At 38.2% G+C, this 18,509-nt stretch carries 11 protein-coding genes and 1 pseudogene; 3 read left to right on the top strand and 9 right to left on the bottom strand.

Features of this window, described 5'->3' with window-relative positions; genetic code table 11:
• Positions 1–108: 108 nt before the first annotated feature.
• The 5 genes from CXF79_RS20645 to CXF79_RS20625 all read right to left on the bottom strand — a co-directional run bounded on the left by CXF79_RS20645 (position 109) and on the right by CXF79_RS20625 (position 6,860).
• Positions 109–966 (bottom strand): symmetrical bis(5'-nucleosyl)-tetraphosphatase, encoded by an 858-nt coding sequence (locus CXF79_RS20645; RefSeq protein WP_101157595.1) that lies wholly within the window; start codon positions 964–966, stop codon positions 109–111.
• 326 nt (positions 967–1,292) lie between these two features.
• Entirely contained in the window at positions 1,293–2,198 is a 906-nt protein-coding gene (rsmA, locus tag CXF79_RS20640; protein WP_101157593.1) for a 16S rRNA (adenine(1518)-N(6)/adenine(1519)-N(6))-dimethyltransferase RsmA, read from the bottom strand.
• A gap of 18 nt (positions 2,199–2,216) precedes the next feature.
• Positions 2,217–3,197, bottom strand: coding sequence for a 4-hydroxythreonine-4-phosphate dehydrogenase PdxA (gene pdxA / locus CXF79_RS20635; protein ID WP_101157591.1), 981 nt, complete (start codon positions 3,195–3,197; stop codon positions 2,217–2,219).
• Positions 3,197–4,522, bottom strand: a complete 1,326-nt coding sequence (gene surA / locus CXF79_RS20630) for a peptidylprolyl isomerase SurA (protein ID WP_269801500.1) — start codon at positions 4,520–4,522, stop codon at positions 3,197–3,199. Before surA ends, pdxA begins: the two co-directional genes overlap by 1 nt.
• A gap of 22 nt (positions 4,523–4,544) precedes the next feature.
• Positions 4,545–6,860: an LPS-assembly protein LptD gene (locus CXF79_RS20625; protein ID WP_101157589.1), complete on the bottom strand. Its 2,316-nt coding sequence runs from the start codon at positions 6,858–6,860 to the stop codon at positions 4,545–4,547.
• 433 nt (positions 6,861–7,293) lie between these two features.
• Between CXF79_RS20625 and djlA the strand changes: the two genes are divergently transcribed.
• Positions 7,294–8,121: a co-chaperone DjlA gene (gene djlA / locus CXF79_RS20620; RefSeq protein ID WP_011045251.1), complete on the top strand. Its 828-nt coding sequence runs from the start codon at positions 7,294–7,296 to the stop codon at positions 8,119–8,121.
• 135 nt (positions 8,122–8,256) lie between these two features.
• Here the strand turns inward: djlA and CXF79_RS20615 are convergent, their stop codons facing one another.
• The 3 genes from CXF79_RS20615 to rapA all read right to left on the bottom strand — a co-directional run bounded on the left by CXF79_RS20615 (position 8,257) and on the right by rapA (position 12,985).
• On the bottom strand, positions 8,257–9,198 hold the full coding sequence (locus CXF79_RS20615) for a DUF3530 family protein (protein WP_232769268.1): 942 nt from the start codon (positions 9,196–9,198) through the stop codon (positions 8,257–8,259).
• Positions 9,199–9,292: 94 nt separating this feature from the next.
• Positions 9,293–9,976, bottom strand: coding sequence for a pseudouridine synthase (locus tag CXF79_RS20610; RefSeq protein ID WP_101157585.1), 684 nt, complete (start codon positions 9,974–9,976; stop codon positions 9,293–9,295).
• An 81-nt stretch (positions 9,977–10,057) separates the two neighbouring features.
• A complete protein-coding gene (gene rapA, locus CXF79_RS20605) occupies positions 10,058–12,985 on the bottom strand; it encodes an RNA polymerase-associated protein RapA (RefSeq protein WP_101157582.1) in 2,928 nt (975 codons plus the stop codon).
• A gap of 274 nt (positions 12,986–13,259) precedes the next feature.
• Between rapA and CXF79_RS20600 the strand changes: the two genes are divergently transcribed.
• A complete protein-coding gene (locus CXF79_RS20600) occupies positions 13,260–14,681 on the top strand; it encodes a PhoH family protein (RefSeq protein ID WP_049758064.1) in 1,422 nt (473 codons plus the stop codon).
• Positions 14,682–14,709: 28 nt separating this feature from the next.
• Here CXF79_RS20600 and CXF79_RS23760 read toward each other — a convergent pair.
• A pseudogene (locus tag CXF79_RS23760) lies at positions 14,710–14,910 on the bottom strand (hypothetical protein); the annotation flags it as partial.
• 181 nt (positions 14,911–15,091) lie between these two features.
• Here CXF79_RS23760 and CXF79_RS20590 point away from each other — a divergent pair.
• Positions 15,092–18,505, top strand: a complete 3,414-nt coding sequence (locus CXF79_RS20590) for a PAS domain-containing hybrid sensor histidine kinase/response regulator (protein ID WP_101157578.1) — start codon at positions 15,092–15,094, stop codon at positions 18,503–18,505.
• Positions 18,506–18,509 lie beyond the last annotated feature (4 nt).

Raw genomic sequence — 18,509 nt, 5'->3', positions numbered from 1 at the left:
AATACGTTAGTTAGTTTTGATATATCAAGCTATGTTTGTATCGGCAGGTATTAGGAAATACTTAATTGCCAATAACTTTTTATTATACTCAGTGAGAAATAGTTATTGTTAATCACTCAGTTCAGAGCTTTGTATAAAGTATTTTTTATCATGCCAGCGAAGCATGGTCAATTGATTACCCCAAACACAGCCAGTATCTAAGGGATAAATATTAGGATGCGAACTTTTGCCCATAAGCGAAGCCCAGTGGCCAAACACCCAACTTGTATTATTGATAGTTTGAGATAGTTCATACCAAGGGACTATGTTAGTAAGCGTGATATTTTCAGGAGAGTCTTTCTGTTCAAACTCCAGAGTCCCATCAGTAAAACAAAATCGCATACGGGTAAAGGCATTAATACTATAACGAAACCTTTCAATTTCAGTTATTGCTTGATGCCAATCGTTTGGTTTTTCACCATACATAAGTGCTAACCAAGTATTACGATCACTACTGGCTAATTTAGTTTGAATAAATTTTGCTTGCTCTAATGCAACGGATAGTTGCCACTGAGGTGAAATTCCGGCATGGCTCATATAGGCACTGTTACTATTCGCTTGATTTATAGCATTTGAATTCGAGCAAGTATTAGGTATTTCTTGTAATAAAGGCTGTGCCGCTAACCAGTCCATAAGCTCATTAACATCTGGGGCTGCTAATAGCGCAAATAAGTTATCTGATTTTTTAGCTTTTTTAATACCAGCGTGCACTGAGAGTAAATGTAAGTCGTGGTTACCTAAAACTACTTTGGCGCTTTCTCCAAGAGATTTTACAAAGCGTAGGGTTTCAAGAGAGTTTGGACCGCGAGCGACTAGATCGCCCGCAAGGTAAAGAACATCGTTGTTACGGTCGAAATTGACCTGTAATAACAAAGAGGATAACTCGTTAAAGCAACCCTGAATATCGCCTACCAGATAGATTGCCATAAACTATACCATTTTGATTAAGTTTCTTTTCACTCAGCGAGAGTTAAAAGGCTTAGAGGCAAGGCATTGATTGAAGAGAATGGTTATTCAGGAGAATATGCTTCTGCATTCTCTAATAAGCTACATCCGTGTAGTGTCCTTGTCAAAATCAATAACGTAGTATCTAAGCCTTTACCTTTTATTAGGTACTCGCCTTTCGGGAGTTTGTCAGCGATTCGATAACCGTACTGAATTCCTTTCATATAGAATAACTATAATGTAAAAATTCAATTTGTTCTCAAACCGCTGACAAGCTCTGAGTGGGAACAACCTTAGTCAAATTGGTACTAATCTACTTCGGGTGCAGAACCCTCGTTTAAATTATTATTTGCTGGTTCAGTCATTTTGTTTTTTGCCATACGTCTTTTTTCTTTTATTGGAGCAGCTTCTGGCGGATTATCAACAATAAAATCGGCAAGTTTTTTATACTCATCAAGAGATAAGTTTTCTGGGCGTAAATTAGCATCAATGTTTAATTCAGCTAACTGTGCTTCAGTAATTAATTTCTTAAACGTATTTCGAATAGTTTTTCTGCGTTGGTTAAATGCGGCTAAACAAACGGTGTTTAGTGCATTTATGTCTTTTACAGGGTTCTCAATATGTGCATGAGGAATTAAACGTACTATCGCTGAATCTACTTTGGGCGCAGGTTTAAAAGCCTCGGGCCCAATTTCCATTACGGGAAACACTTGGCATTGATATTGAGTCATTATTGACAAACGACCATAGGCTTTGCAGTGTGGTCCTGCAGCCATACGTTCTACCACTTCTTTTTGCAGCATGAAATGCATATCTTTCACTTTATCTTTAAAAGTTAAAAGATGAAAAATAAGTGGTGTTGAAATGTTATAGGGTAAATTACCAAAAATTCGCAGTGGCTGTTCTTCAGTCGCTAACTCGGAAAAATCAAACTTCAGTGCATCGGTCTCATAGATAGTTAAATCCTTAGCTAAGAATGGATGATGACGCAGTCTATGGGCAAGATCTCTGTCCAATTCAACGACTGATAATTTACCTGCGCGTTCGATAACAGGTTCTGTTAAGGCACCTAAACCTGGACCAATTTCTATTAAGTTTTCACCTGGCTCAGGGTTAATGGCATCGACAATGTCGCTGATAACAGCATCATTATGGAGAAAGTTCTGTCCAAAGCGTTTTTTAGCTTGATGGCCTAAATGTTTTTTGTCGTTCATAACTACTTCTTTGTTAAACTATTTGTTACTAGCTAAGTTGATGGCGTTGTTCATTGCTTCAATAAAACTGCCTGAGTCTGCGGTACCTTTACCTGCAAGTTCAAGCGCTGTCCCGTGATCAACAGAAGTACGAATAAACGGTAAACCTAGCGTTATATTTACTGAAGAGCCAAAGCCTTTGTACTTCAGCACAGGAAGGCCTTGGTCGTGATACATAGCTAAAATCGCATCCGCTTCAGCCAAGTACTTTTCTTGAAAAATGGTATCGGCTGGTAAAGGACCAATAATATCTATGCCATCAGCGCGAAGTTCAGCAAAAGCTGGTTCCATGATTTCTATTTCTTCACGGCCAAGATGGCCATCCTCACCTGCATGAGGGTTAATACCACAAGCATATATTTTAGGTGATTTGATACCAAATTTTTCTTGCAAGTCTTTATGTAAAATTCTAGTGACTTTCTGCAAGCGTTCATAGGTAATTGCTTTAGATACATAGGCTAATGGTATATGTGTTGTAACTAATGCGACTCGAAGGCCTTTAGTCGCAAGCATCATTACAACATCACTGCAGTTGGCTTGAGTTGCAAAGTATTCGGTGTGTCCACTAAATGCAATACCCGCTTTATTTATTAGTCCTTTGTGAACAGGACCGGTAACGATTGCATCAAATTCACCAGATATATTTTTTTCACTGGCAATTCTTAAAGTTTCTACCACGTATGAGCCATTTGCACTATTTAGTGTTCCGGGTACGCAAGGTTCAGTTAGCTCAACATCAAGTACTGTTAAACTGCCTGATTTTTGAGATTTCGCTGGAGCATGTTGATCATAATCGATTATGGTTAGCGGTAAAGAAAGCGCTTTTGCTCTTTCTTGTAATAATGCTTTTGAAGCAATGACAACCATTTCAACAGGCCAATCTTGCTGAGCGATAGTAATTATTAAGTCGGGACCAACACCAGCAGGTTCACCGGGGGTAATGGCAATGCGTTGTGTCATTACTTGTTATCCTGTTCAAATATTTCAATATAAGCTTCATCGCGTGTTTCTTTTAACCAACGGGTACTTTCCATACCATATTTACGATTAAAAAGAATTTGATAAGCACGGTTTTCGTTCAATTGTGAAGTGGCATCAACCATACGGCGATCTTCTAACTTAATAATATGCCAACCAAAAGATGAACGAAATGGTTTATGGTAGCCACCTTTTTTCATGGTTGCGAGTGCTTCTGTAAAAGCAGGGTCATAGTTCTTAGGATCTGCCCAGCCTAAATCTCCACCGCGAACTGACGTTGGCCCTTCAGAATGTTCTTTAGCTAACTCTTCAAAGGTAGCTTCTCCAGCATCTATCTGATTTAAAAATCCTTGTAATAAACTCTTGGCCTTTTCATCACTTAAAATAATTGATGGCTTAATTAATATATGGCTAGCTTTTACTTCTTCCACCTCAACTACTTTTCTACCGCGAATATCCAATACTTTAACTATGCTATAACCTAAGCCAGTTCTGATGGGGCCAACAATAGTGTCTTTAGGTTTATCGTTAATTAGTTCTGAGAACAGTGTTGGCATTTCATTGATATTTTTCCAACCTAAATCTCCGCCTTTTAACGCGTTAGCATCACCTGAAGAGGTTATTGCAATTTTAGCAAAGTCTGAACCATCATTAAGTAACTCTACTACCTTTGTTGCGCGAGTCTTAGCTGCGGCTAAATCTTCTTGGCTAGCATCAGCAGGGAATTCTATTAAGATGTGGCCTAAATGATATTCGACATTATTACTGCTTTGCTCTTTCATTACTTTAAGTAAATTGTCCACTTCTTGTGGAGAAACAAATATTCGACGCCTAACACTATTACGGCTAACTTCACCTGAAACAAGTTCTATGCGGACATTCTCACGGTATTTCTCATAACTAGTACCCTCATCAATCACCTGTTGGCGAAATTGAGCTAAAGTTAATTTATCTTCTCTGGCCATGTTATTTAAGGTTTGGTCAAGTTGTGCATCACTAATTTGGATGCCCATGCGCTGACCCATTTGACTGAGTAGGCTGTCATTAATTAATTTATCCATCACTTGAATACGTAAAGCTTTATCAGAGGGTAAGCTCTGATTATTTTTTTTAGCTTGTTGCTTAATATTGACAAGTAGGTCGTTAACTTCAGACTCAAGTACAACACCAGTATTAACAATGGCTGCTACTCTATCAAGCAGTTCTTCTTTAGCTTGCACTGACGTGATAGTAGTAGTAATAATAAGGCTAGAGGCTAACAGTAATGCTTTAATTCTATATTTCATATTTTTTATATCTTGTTTTATATTTTTAATATTGCGTATGGTGCTAATTCTGTAAGTAATAAGGGCGTTTATAACCAAATATGCTCTTATCAAACATCTCTTGCGTACCGATGGCTGATTGTTTGCCGTCTAAGCCTTTAATGATTAGTTTGATACTAATGCCTGTATCAAACTGTTCACGACCCTCACTAACAAAACTGGCGGCATCTAAGTTAGAGTTAATATGGCGCTGGTAGGCTATACGCACCGCCCAACAACAACTTTCATATTGAAAGCCCGCATATGATTCTAAACTTCTATCTTGCTGTAAGTCTTGTGTTAAACGACCGACAAACGCCCAGTTTTCGTTAATAGCAATACTTGTTAAGAGGGAAGCTTGTTCTAAGCTATCTCCTGAGACATTACGAGTATAGCGATGGTTCAATTGAATTAGATTATATTTATTAATTTGATAATCAAGATTAACTTGCCCTTTATTAGTAAAGTCCTCTAGGGTGTTATATTGAATATCTCCACTGACCTGCCACTGATGATTTATTCGGTAGAATAAATCTGCTGCAACAGAAGACTGTTTATTGTCAATGCCGCCATTATCAGTTAACAAGGCATCATTGGCAAGGTCGGTATTATTTTCACCAAGATATTGAATACGACCAAGACTAACACGAATTATTTCCAAGTTCTCTTCATCAAGTAATCGACTGGTAATACCCCAAGTAAACTGATTAGCTGCCGCGATTCTATCTAAACCACTGTAACGAGTATCACGAAAAATCCCGTGGAAATCATCTTGTAAAATGGTGGTGTCATATAAGCCAATATTGGATTGATCTTCATCTGGCACATAAAGGTATTGTAATTGTGGCTCTAAGGTATGGCGATAGCTTTGTCCAAAAGCGAGAAGTTGTCTATCAAAATTAACACCTGCATGGATACGTACCTTAGGTAGGGTTCTGTCTACTGTTTCTTCTAATGAGCTGCCTGCCGAAATATTATCTTGTTGATAATAGGTATGCATTAACTTTACTTCAGAGTTTATAAACCAAGCGGGTCTAGTAATTGGGAAAGTAAAACCCGCTTCAACATGGTAGCGATTTGCCGATACTTGATCTTTCTCTGAGGGTTGAAAATTAGTCATTTCAGAATAAAGTTCAAATTGGCCAGATAAAAAATTTAATGGTTGCTGGGCTGATAGTTCAAGGTGAGGTAATGTTTTATAGCTCGACTGATGATCACCGAGTACTTCAAAATCTTGTAATTGCAATGTCGCTTGCCACTGTTCGCCAAAGTAAGCTAATTCTCCAATTTGATAAAGATAAGCATCGTTTGAATTATACTGTTTACTGCCAATATCAACTAAATAGTTATCATCACTAATGGTGGTGTAATCAATATAAGCGCGGAAATCTTCAGAAAAAGTGCCTATATGTTGAAATCGCGCTAAATATCGAGGATCGTCATTGGTTTTAATTTTTTTATCTTTATTTAAATATTCAAGATCAATTTTACCCGATTGTTGGTCCATTAAATAACGAAATTCAGTTTGTAATTGCGTACCGCGTTCAGACATATAGCGCGGAGTGATCGTGGCATCATAATTCTCGGCAATATTCCAATAAAAAGGGGCTGTAAACTCTATGCCTAAGCTGCTAGACGTACTCAGTTCAGGATACAAAAAGCCAGTTAAGCGTTCTTTAGATATTGGAAAAGAAAAGTAGGGCACATAAAAAACAGGTACATCGAGTACTCTAAATTGGGCATGATAAGCTTCACCAAAATCTCCCTTTGCAGAGAGGTTAATCTCAGAAGCCTTTATTTGCCAATCAGGCACTTCTTGTAAACAGGTGGTAAAAGTTGAGTCGACTAAACTCATCATGCCATCACTGTTAATTGACAATTTCCCTGCTTTACCATGGCCTGGATTGCCATCAAGTTGGTATGAAGCAGCGGTCATCTCTGTTGACTTATCAATTTTACTTGCACTTAGCTTATCGGCAAAAATATTGATTTGTTTGCCTTGGTAATGAATATTCCCAATGGCTTCTATTTGCATTTTTAAGCGATTAAAGGAAAGTTGGTCGGCAATGATTTTCTGACCCTTATCTACCAGAATAACAGAGCCGTTGAATAGTGCGATTTGGTCTTGTTGTATACTTGCTTGTGAAGAGGATATACGGATAGTGCTATCAACAACTTCAGGTATACCAATGGCAATATCATCAAATTCAGGTAATGGGCACTGCATCAATCTAGTTTCAGGGGATTGACTTTTTTGTTCGACGTTAGCGTGAGCCTTCTGTGAAAGGCAAACTACTAACAGTGCAACTAGGGTAAAACTTAATGTACGGGAAAAAAACATTTATTGTCCGAAAATGGTGAAAGTATTTATAAATTGATTTTATAGCGATGAATCAAGTATTTTAACGACTAATTGCTTTATGATATAGCAATTTTTTCAGTTGGACTAACTTCTTATGTCGAATAGCAATTTGAATAAATTTCTTTCCAACTCAGAGTTATGCTTAATATACTTTAACAAGGCAAGTTTTTTTAGGTTTAGTTATTCTAAATTAAATGAATTTAACGATGTTAGTGGGTATTTAGTGAACTCCTGAAGGGCGAGTTTAAAAGGCTTATATGCAGTGTTATTGATTTTGGCAAGGGAATAACCATTCTCCGCAATCAATGCCTTACCTCTAAGCCTTTTAATTCTCGCTGAGTGGGAAGAACTTAATCAACTTGCTATAGGTTCATCTATTGGTTAGATATTATTGTAAGGAATGCTTAAAAAAATGCATATTTGGGGTAAGATTTTAGGTTTTTTGTTTGGTTTTATGCTCAGTAAAAACCTGTTTGGGGCTTTATTAGGTCTTTGGCTAGGTCATATGTTTGATCGTGGCCGAGGTTTTAATTTCAATGGGTTAGCCGGCGGTAAAGAAGATGAGATAGCTCGACAAGCTGCTTTTTTCTATACCACTTTTTCTGTGATGGGACATGTTGCCAAAGCTAAAGGGAAAGTGACTAGTCATGAAATTATGTTCGCTAGTGCTTATATGGACAAACTGGGACTAAGTAGTGAATTACGTGAACAAGCACAAGATGCTTTTCGCGAAGGAAAGTCAACAGGTTTTCCGCTCAAAGATCGCCTTGTTAAATTTAAACGTTTGATGGGCAATAGACATGATTTGTTGCTAATGTTTTTAGAAATACAAGTTCAAGTTGCCTTTAGTGATGGCGAATTAGATGACGCAGAGCGGTCTGTTTTGCACACCATAGCAAAACTGTTAGGTTATTCAGCTGGTGAACTTGATAAATTATTAGAAATGATTATTGCTGGCGCTAATTTCCATCAACAACAAGGCGGCCGAGGTTATCATCAGCAGGGATCAGGAAATATACCCGCTAGCGGTCAGCAATTAGATAATGCTTTTAAAGTTCTGGGGATTGATAAAAACTCAGAAATGCGAGTAATCAAAAAGGCTTATAAAAAATTAATGTCTCAACATCACCCAGATAAATTAATGGCTAAGGGTTTACCACCAGAAATGATGGAAAGTGCTAAAGAAAAAACACAAGAAATTCAAGCCGCATACGACTTGATTGAGAAACAGAATAAATAGCCAAAAATAAAAATCAGAGTGCATTACTTTTAAATTCTGTACTCTGATTAGAAACCATCAAACCATCAAACCATCAAACCATCAAACCATCAAACCATCAAACCATTTGATGTTAAATCGCTTTAGGGGGGAACTTTACCAACCAATAGCTTTTAGCCAGCTATTAATTTGGCTCAATAATTCTTCTTCTGGATAATAACCGGTAACGGTATTGTTTAACTGACGTTGGCGGTAATATACTTTCATTTCTTGCTTCGAAAAGACCCTTCTTTGTGCTGCCTTGTTTAGCACTAGTGGATTATCGTGTTTAAGGTAAAGGTCGAGTATAGGTAATTCTGTTGAAGCCACCTGACGTGCAAAGTTTTCATTTACACCATTAATAAGTGCATGATTACTTTGTCGATAACTACTTAGCATGATGAGTGCATTGGGCTGCTGACTATCATCTTGGCTGTATATATCGACTAATAAGGCGGCATTATTTCCTTGAGCAATCACTAGCACTATGCCGGGATACTCTCTTGCGGTATTCATAACAGCATTGAGCATGCTATTTAGTTTACTTTTATACTCTTTGAGGACTAATTGATTTTCTTTTTTCTGTTCTGCAACCGTAATTTCCGTTGAGGGATAATTCTCTGGTTTATTACTCGGCTGTATGGCAATAGTGCTCCAACCTTTAGCTGGAAGGGCATTACGTAAGTAATTAATAGCTTTTGGATTGGTGGCGCCTTGCTGCCATTCAGGTAATAAAATCACAACGCCTTTACTGTTCGCACTGGTATATCTTTTCACTAAAGTCAGATAATCATCAGGTCCCGCGAGTAATGGCTTTACTTGTTCATCTGTTAGGTAATGCTTAAGGTCTTCTTTATACTGTTGAGTTAATTCGATAGGCTTTTTTATTGGAGTAACTTTATTCGCAGTCTTTTGAGTATTCTCTGCTGACGCGTCAGTTTTCTGTTCTTCTGCAAAGGTCAGGGGGGAGCAAATAAAAGTAAGCATACAGAGAAATAAAACCAATGGTGTTGAGCTGATTTTATTTCGAGTTACGTTATGTGGACTTGTCGTATGCAACTGTTTTTCCTTAAAGCTCTTAAGCCTCATGGGTATTACCCTTTACCAATAATTCTATATCGACCATAGAATAAAAAGCGCGACATAAAAAGAATTAAATGAAAGGGCACGGCGCATCAAAAGTAATCGCTTGTTCAGTACTTGGATGGAATAAGCTTAATTTCAACGCATGTAATTGTAATCTGTTTCTCATCGTTAATGCTTCTTCAGGCGCATAAAGCCTATCCCCTAAAATGGGATGACCTAACGCTAACATATGGACTCTAAGTTGATGAGAACGCCCGGTAATAGGTGTTAGTTCAAGCAAGGTGTTAGCTTGTTCATCTATTGAATCATTATGACTAAGTACCCGATAATGTGTTAATGATTTTTTGCCGTTCTCATGATCAACTTTTTGCTTTGGTCGATTGGGCCAGTCTGATATTAATGGTAAATCAACACTGCCTTCATTTAGTTCGACTAAACCCCAGACTCGGGCAAGGTAGCTTTTTTGAGTTTTTCTTTGCTCAAATTGACGGCTAATAGCAACATGTGCTGGTTTGTTCAACGCCATAATCATTATGCCTGATGTGGCCATATCTAACCTATGCACGATAGTTGCGGTAGGTAACACTCGTTGTACACGATTTTGTAAACAATCTTGATGTTCAGGTAAGCGACCTGGCACGCTTAAAATACCACTTGCTTTGTTTAAGACAACAATATCGTCATCTTGGTAAATAATATCAAGGTAAGGTGACATAGGGGGGAGATAAATAAAATCAGGGTTTGCGCTCATTAATTTCTCAAAATAGAGGGCTATGCTCTAATGAACATAGCCCTATAATTTATTAGTGGGTAGCCAGTTAACGTTTAAGCATTAGTGAGTAACTACTATCATGCGAATGGCTTCAAAGGTCAATTGCGCTTTATCAATATAGTGGCTCAATTCATCTTGTTGTTGGCTAATAAAGTCAATCTCTTCTTGGCGCACACTTGGGTTAATCGCTTTTAATGCGGTTAACCTATGATGCTCTAATGAGAGTTTACTTTGCATAGCAGCTAAAGATTTCTTTTGAATTTCAACAATATGTTGCTCGCCGTGCACTTCTGCTTTTGCCACTAAAGGCGTTATTTGGGTCTTAAGTGCTTTGATAAGTTGTAATGCCATTTGCTTTTTAACCGGTGATAATTGTTTATCAAGTACTTTTTCACTGACTTTGTCGGCTAAATTATTGCCATTTTTGTCTACCAGAATACGAATTGGCGTAGTAGGTAAATAACGGCCTAACTGTAAATGAGCAGGGGCGGTAGCTTCAACAGTAAATAAGCATTCAAGGAAAAATGTGCCTACTGGTAACGCTTCATTTTTTAATAAACCAATACTGGCGTTACCAATTTCATCGCTCAAGACCAAATCCATTACCCCACGAACCATAGGATGATCCCACGTTAATAATTGATAATTCTCATTAACTAAGGCTGTTTCTCTATCAAAAGTAACCGTAGTGCCATCTTCAGGTAAGCAAGGGAAGTTACTATTAAGCATATGCTCGCTTTGATTTAAGGCAATAGCATTATCGGCTTTATCATCTTGCTGCACACCAAAAACATCTAGTGCTTGAAACATAAATTGAGGCAAGTTTATGTCGTTATCAACTTGTTGGATTTTTTCAACTAACTCATGTGCACGACCTTGGCCAGATGAGTTCAGCTCTAATAACTTATCTCGGCCAGATTCTAATTCCGCTTTAATAGATAAATGTTTCTGCCAACTATCACTGATGAGTGATTCTGCCTCAACTGACTGCTGCTGGCAGCTTAATGCTAATGAGAGTAATTGCTCACCGAAGGTTTCAAAAACCACTCGACCCGTAATACAAGTATGTTCAAATGCTTGCATACCTTGTTGGTACCAATCAAATAATAACTGCTGTGCCGAATCTGCAAAGTAAGGCACATGAATACGGATTATCTCTGTTTGTCCGATCCTGTCTAAGCGGCCAATGCGTTGCTCTAATAAATCAGGGTTACTTGGTAAGTCAAAAAGTACTAGATGATGAGCAAATTGAAAATTACGCCCTTCACTACCAATCTCAGAACAAAGCAATAATTGAGCACTATCTTCGTCTTGGGCAAAATAGGCGGCAGCCTTATCGCGTTCAAATATCGATAGACCTTCATGGAAAACAGCACTGCGGATACCTTCTTTAATACGAAGAACGGCTTCTAAATCAATAGCTGTTTGGGCGTTTGCACAAATGACTAAGACTTTTTCTCTTTTAAGCGACTGTAATAGATCAATTAAATAATCAACTCTAGGATCAAAATCAGTCCACGAATCATTTCGTTGATCCAAGCCGTGTAGCATTTCTGGAGTGAAAATATATTTAGCCTGCTTTGATTTAGCTAGGGCTTCTGGGCAGTCACTGAGCATAAACTCATTAATATTTTCTTGATATTGCTCGGGCATAATAAGTGCTGTAGGCACTACTTGGCGGGCAGGGAAGCCCTTAATCGTATTGCGAGAGTTTCTAAACAAGATACGACCTGTGCCGTGTCTGTCCAGTAACTGTTTTAATAAACCTTGGCGTACTTTTGCTGATTCTATACTGTCTGCTTGGTTTAACTCAGTCAGTTGAATGCTGATATCAGTTTCTTTCAATAAATCAGAGAGTGTTGTTTCTTGCTCACTAGAAAGCTGGTTACCTTCAACTAACGCATTGGCGGCATCAGCAACTTCACTATAGTGGGACTCTTCTTCGGTAAATTTTTGATAATCATAAAAACGGTCAGCATCAAGTAAACGCAAACGAGCAAAGTGACTTTCATGACCTAATTGGTCAGGGGTAGCGGTTAATAATAAAACTCCAGGAATAACTTGCGCGAGTTGTTCAATACATTGGTATTCAATACTAGGTTTATCTTGTTGCCAGTTTAAGTGATGCGCCTCATCGACAACCATCAAATCCCAATCTTCACTAACCAGTGCGTCGAACCATTGTGGATTATTAGTGATAAAGCCTAGATTAACCAATACCAATTGTTCTGAACTAAAAGGATTAGCTTTCTTACCATCAACATAGTTATCCTGGCTGGTTTCAACACAGCGTTCATTATCAAAAATGCTAAAGTTAAGGTTAAATCGGCGTAGCATTTCAACCAGCCATTGATGCATTAAAGATTCCGGCACGATGATCAAAATTCTTTTTGCACGACCAGTGACTAATTGCTGGTGGATTATTAAACCGGCTTCAATTGTTTTACCTAAGCCAACTTCATCGGCAAGTAAAACTCTCGGAGCAAAGCGATTACCGACTTCATCGGCAATGTAAAGCTGGTGTGGTATTAAGCTGACTCGACCGCCCGTCAAACCTGTTAAATCAGATTGCTGCTGTTGATACTGATGTTGTAAACAATCTTTGCGCAAGCGGAACCAGTCTAAACGATCAACTTGGCTATTAAGTAAGCGGTCGTGAGGTTTATTGAATTTAATAAAGTGATCTATCATCACTTCTTTTAGGATGATTTGCTCATTGGTATCTTGGCGTATACCTTCATAGCTGATGATACCTTGGGCTTCACTATGTGAAATTACCTTTAAAGACCAGCCTTCGTGGCTAGGAATAAGGTCATCTTTATTAAATATAACACGCGTTAGTGGGGCATTATCTTTAGCATATTTGCGGGATTCACCTGTAGCAGTGAAAACAATATTAACAAAGCGGTGTTCAACCCCTGTTACTGTACCTAATCCTTGATCTGATTCACTGTCACTGATCCAACGCTGACCTACCTGAAATGGCATAAACTTACTTCTCCAACGATTGCTTAGTTATTACTTTATATTTGATTAAGCGCGATACTAAACATTAAAAACTAGGGGTAAAAAAAAAGCGCTATAGTACTCCTAATCATAGACGGAATCATTAAAAAATTATGCTTGCTTAGTGATAAGTAAGATATTATTGTGAATAAGCTATACTTTTATAGGTATTGATTACGGATTGCTCTTTTATATTTGTTTTGTCAGTGAATCACGGAGATTAGCCATGACTAAAGAGAATATGAATAATGAGAATATGTTAAGTGATAATTCAACCCAAACGTCTCAAATCAACGAGACAATTGACCAACCTATTATCTATATATTAGATACCAATATCCTTTTGCACGAACCTTTCGCTTTTTTATCTTTTAAAGAGCACGATGTCGTTGTACCCATGACAGTGCTGGAAGAACTCGACTCAATTAAAGATAGGCGAAAAGATGTCAGCCGTGATGCTAGAGTAGCTATACGAGCGCTTGAAGATACGTTACGAGATGCCAGTCCAGAGCAAGTACTTGCTGGCGTAAAACTACCTCAAAACGATGACCAACATCCCAGTGGCAGCCTCGCCATTATTAATGATTATGCCCTTGAGAAAACTGCACACACCTTATCTTTCAATGAAAATGATAACCGTATCATTAACGCGGCTTTGCATATTCAAAAGAAAACTCCAAATAAAAAAATAGTCTTGGTCACTAAAGATATCAATATGCGCTTGAAAGCCAAGGGAGCAGGTCTGGCACACGTAGAGGATTATAGAACTGATCAGCTCATTGATGATATCCAATTTTTAACGAAAGGCTACCATAAATTTGAGGGAGACTTTTGGCAACAAATTCAATCCGTTGATAGCGAGACGGAAGGAAGAAATACTACCCATTATGTTTCTCGAGAAACAGTACCCTCAACTTACATCAATGAATACTTACTTGATGACAGTGGCACTTTTGCTGGTAAGGTTACCGGTTGGGATGACGATAAACTCGCTATTTTAGATCTTGGACGTGAACGACTGTTAGCGAAGAATGCTTGGGGCATTCATCCTAAAAATATTTATCAAGGTATGGCGATGGATGCATTATTGGACCCTACTATTGATTTAGTTATCCTTACCGGACCAGCAGGTAGCGGTAAAACCTTGTTAGCCTTAGCTTCGGCGTTAGAACAAGTAATAGAACGTGGTCTTTATGATAAAATAATTGTTACACGTAGTACTCCTGAAATTGCAGAGTCCATTGGCTTTTTACCAGGTACCGAAGAAGAGAAAATGGCGCCTTGGCTCGCCGCAATCACTGATTCACTTGAAGTGTTACATCAACAAGATGAAAGCATGCATGGCAGCTTGAACTACATTATGGATAAAGCCAATATCCAATTTAAGTCAGTGAACTTTATGCGTGGGCGGAGTATTCAAAATGCCCTAGTACTGCTTGATGAGTGTCAAAACTTAACAGCGGCTCAGCTAAAAACCATTATCACTCGCTGTGGTGAAGGAACTAAACTCGTTTGCTCGGGAAATTTGGCGCAAATTGATAGTAACTATTTGACTGCAGTAACTTCTGGGCTGACTTATATTGTCGAGCGTTTTAAAGACTTTCCAGGCTCTGCTACGGTTAACTTAAACGGCGTGGTACGAAGCCGACTTGCTTCCTTTGCAGAGGAAAATTTATAGTTTGCAAATGCACTTGGAACAGTAGCTCAGGGCCTGTTGAACTTTCGAGATTGTTTTTACAGAGTTTTGTTGGGGATTTATACAAGGCAGAGCCTTTGTCATGTGGTTGTTCCACATAAAAAGGTGATAACGCCGTAAAAATGTCCAACAAACGCTGTCCGAAGGATTCGGCTAAAAGCGTTTTACTCTTTGTTGAGTAGTATTTGCTTAGAGTGATTAAGCTACACACTACTCGCCGAGATTAAAACGCTTTATTCTCTTTAAAAAAGGCGAACAAAATTTAACCGCGAAAGAATCAACAGACCCTAGTTAAATACGCTACTTTCCTTGTTTAACGCTTGTTTAAATGAGGTGACTGCTTTAACTTATCAAGTTATCTAGTTATTTAAACAAAAAATTAAGGCGTTTTAGTGTATTTCCAAGCAGGTATAAATACAGTTTTTAGGCGCTATAATATCACCGTTGTAGTTGCCTTTATTGTCATTATTCTTATTGCCTTCTCTGCCGCCTCAGTACGTTATTTCAATCAAATTTCACAGCATAAAAAGCAAAGTTTGCTTGAGCTCCAGCAAGAAGCGCAACAGTTAAATTTTATGCTAGAGCAAAGTGTGCAAGCGGTAGTTGGCATACAAGAACTTGCCGAATATATTCTGAAGCATCCCAATGAAATAAACATTCCCATGCCTTCCTTGTTACAACAAGAAAACCTGTTTTATTTAAATAAGCCTCAGCATGATGTTATTAAACAGGGTAAACGCTTGAGTAGTAATATTACAGGTATAGGACAAATAAGTAAGTTTGGAGAGCTTAAAAAACAAGAAATTGCCATGGCTAATGCACTAACCCCTGCATTCATTGCTTCGCAAAATATCCTCAAAGAAGCTACATGGTTTTATTATATTTCTTTGGATAATTTTGTGAATATATACCCTTGGGTTGATCGCGAAATATGGCAGTTTAGTGAAAAAGCCCTCGATAGCCAACATAATAAAGCTATGCGAGTATTAACTGCAAAAAACAATCATGTTATCTGGTCTCCACCATATCTAGATGCCGCGGGCGGCGGTATGAACGCTTCATTAGGCACAGGTGTTTTTCATCAGGACAAGTTGTTAGGCTCAGTAGTTATTGATATCAATTTATCGCGTTTACATGCCAGTTTGCCTGAATTAGAATCAAACAATCAAGGCTTTGTTTTATATAATGAAAATAATGATGTTTTACTTTCAAAACGTCTGGGGAAAGAGTCGTTAAGCTACCGTGCTTCTTGGCAAGATCTGTTACCTGAATCACTCCAGTACCTTAGTGCTAAGCATTTAGCCACAATGGGAGATACCGAGCGCTTAGGTGATTGGTTTATTGAAAAACAGCAGCTCACCGCTAATGGTTGGACCTTACTTAAATATCAACAATATGAGGATTTTTCAGCGCCTCAGTATAGTGATTTTATTTTTGTTTTTGCGATGCTATTCATTGGCTTATTCGCATTTTTGATGTTAGTTAATACCATGACAAAGCGTACCTTTATTAAGCCAACTACTGAATTTATAAGTCATATTGAATATTGCGCTCAAGGAGACCCTGGGAAAGTTACCCCAGCAGCGGATTGGTTGCATTGGTTTCAAGTGGTTGAAGATATATTTGCTCAGAACCGTAGTTTATTATTACAACTAACCGAGCAAAATGATGTATTAGATAGCCGTGTCATTGAAAAGACTAAAGCGCTACAAGAAACAAGTACTAAGCACCAACGTGATTACGCCCTATTGCGCTCGGTGATGAATGCCATCCCTGAATTGATCGTCTTTAATGATCCTGATGGTTCATTAATGGGGTGTAACAAGGCTTTTGAGCGCTTGGCTAATCATTCTGTAGAACAAATGTTAGGAAGTAACTCAGCCAGTTTTATGCCGGTTCCTTTGGCAGAAGAAATTAAAATTTTAAATGCTCTGAATAATAATGTTTACCCTCAGCAAGCTTTAATTAAAGCAGGGGAGTTTATCTATCAAGGTTTTTGTAATCAGTTTACCGATGAACAAGGTAATATTCTCGGCACTATCAGTATTTTTCATGACGTAACGTCACAGCAGGCAACACAATCAGCACTGGTAAAAGCAAGAGATCAAGCTGAGTATGCTAACCGAGTGAAGATTCAGTTTCTGGCAAATATGAGCCATGAAGTTAGAACACCAATCAATGCTATGCAGGGCATGATGGACTTATTAGCTCATACTTCCCTAGATACCCGTCAGCAACATTATTTAGTAAATGCGCAAAGTGCCTCATCAACCTTGCTTCATCTTGTTGATGAACTGTTGGACTTATCTAAAATAGAAGCGGGTAAAATGATTGTCAGCCAAGATGCCGTCAACCTGCCAATCATTATTAATAAGGCGTTAAAACTCAATATCACCAATGTCGATCATCAACGCGTCAAGATCATTGTTGATATGAGTGCAGATGTGCCTAGCAATGTAATTAGTGATGAAATGCGTCTAGTTCAAGTGCTAGCTAATTTATTTAATAATGCTATCAAGTTTACTGAACAAGGCCAGATTAAATTAACTATTGATGTGCTTTCTATAGACGATACCGTAGCTAAATTACGCTTTCGAATGAGCGATACTGGTATCGGTATTGCTAGTAATAATCAAAGTCATTTGTTTAATGCCTTTAGTCAAGCCGATGAATCAATGACTCGTAAATACGGTGGGTCAGGCTTAGGTCTATCTATTTGCCAGCAAATCATTAAGCTACTCGGCGGTAAGATAAAACTGACAAGCCAATTAGGTCAAGGCAGTGAGCTTAGCTTTGTATTACCCTTTCAAATAGTTCAACTCGATACATTGGCGCAGCAAGACTCAGCGAGAGCTAATAATACCGCTCAAAAAGTTACTGAAGAGTTTATGACTACTTTACCTGCAGAGCTAAGTCAGCCGCTATTATCGGATATTACTATTTATGCGGTTGATCAAACACTCTCAGCTAGCTTTACTCAAAGTATTGCTAAAATGAACTGGCTGTTGCATGGCGTTAATAGTGTTGAAGCGTTATGTCAGTTAGATATTGCGGATAATAGTATCTTACTGATCGGTGAAGCAGACTTTGTTAAGCAACAAAGGGAACAAGAGTTAATAGCACCTTTAAATGAGTTTAGATTACTCTGTTTGTGTCAGCCGGCATTAACTCAATTGAATAACAATACTTGTAACTATTTAGATCAACTGTCTGTGCCTTATCTATTAGTTGACATGCCTTTGTTCCGTTATGCGCTTGATCAAATATCACAAGCACTATTTTATAAAGTCGAGCATTCAGCACAAAAGGATAAAAATTTAAGCGTGATCGCTGAATATTCTCAGGGTTCTCAGGGGATAGTAGCTAAAAAAACAGAAACCACTAATAGGCAAGAATGTGCAATTACTCATGATAAGCACAATCTAAAAGACGTGTCAGTTTTATTGGTGGAAGACAATTTAGTTAACCAACTAGTCGCTAAAGAGTTGTTATTGAACATGCAGGCTAAAGTGACGATAGCTGATAATGGTCAAGAGGCTTTAGATCTGTTAGCAGAGCAAGATTTTGATGTGGTGTTAATGGATATTCAAATGCCGATTATGGATGGACTCACCGCAGCTAAACATATTAGAGCGCAAAGTAACTATCAATACCTACCCATCATTGCTATGACAGCTCATGCCCGAGAAGAAGATAAACAGCTAAGTCTAGCGGCGGGAATGAACTTGCATATGCCTAAGCCTGTTACAGGACAAGCGTTACTAAGCAGTATAAAGAAAGTTCTAACTAACCTAAGCGCTGTTTAAATAA

It is taken from the genome of Colwellia sp. Bg11-28 (assembly GCF_002836245.1).
Taxonomy (GTDB): domain Bacteria; phylum Pseudomonadota; class Gammaproteobacteria; order Enterobacterales; family Alteromonadaceae; genus Colwellia; species Colwellia psychrerythraea_A.
This window is presented reverse-complemented; position numbering and strand designations above follow the sequence as displayed.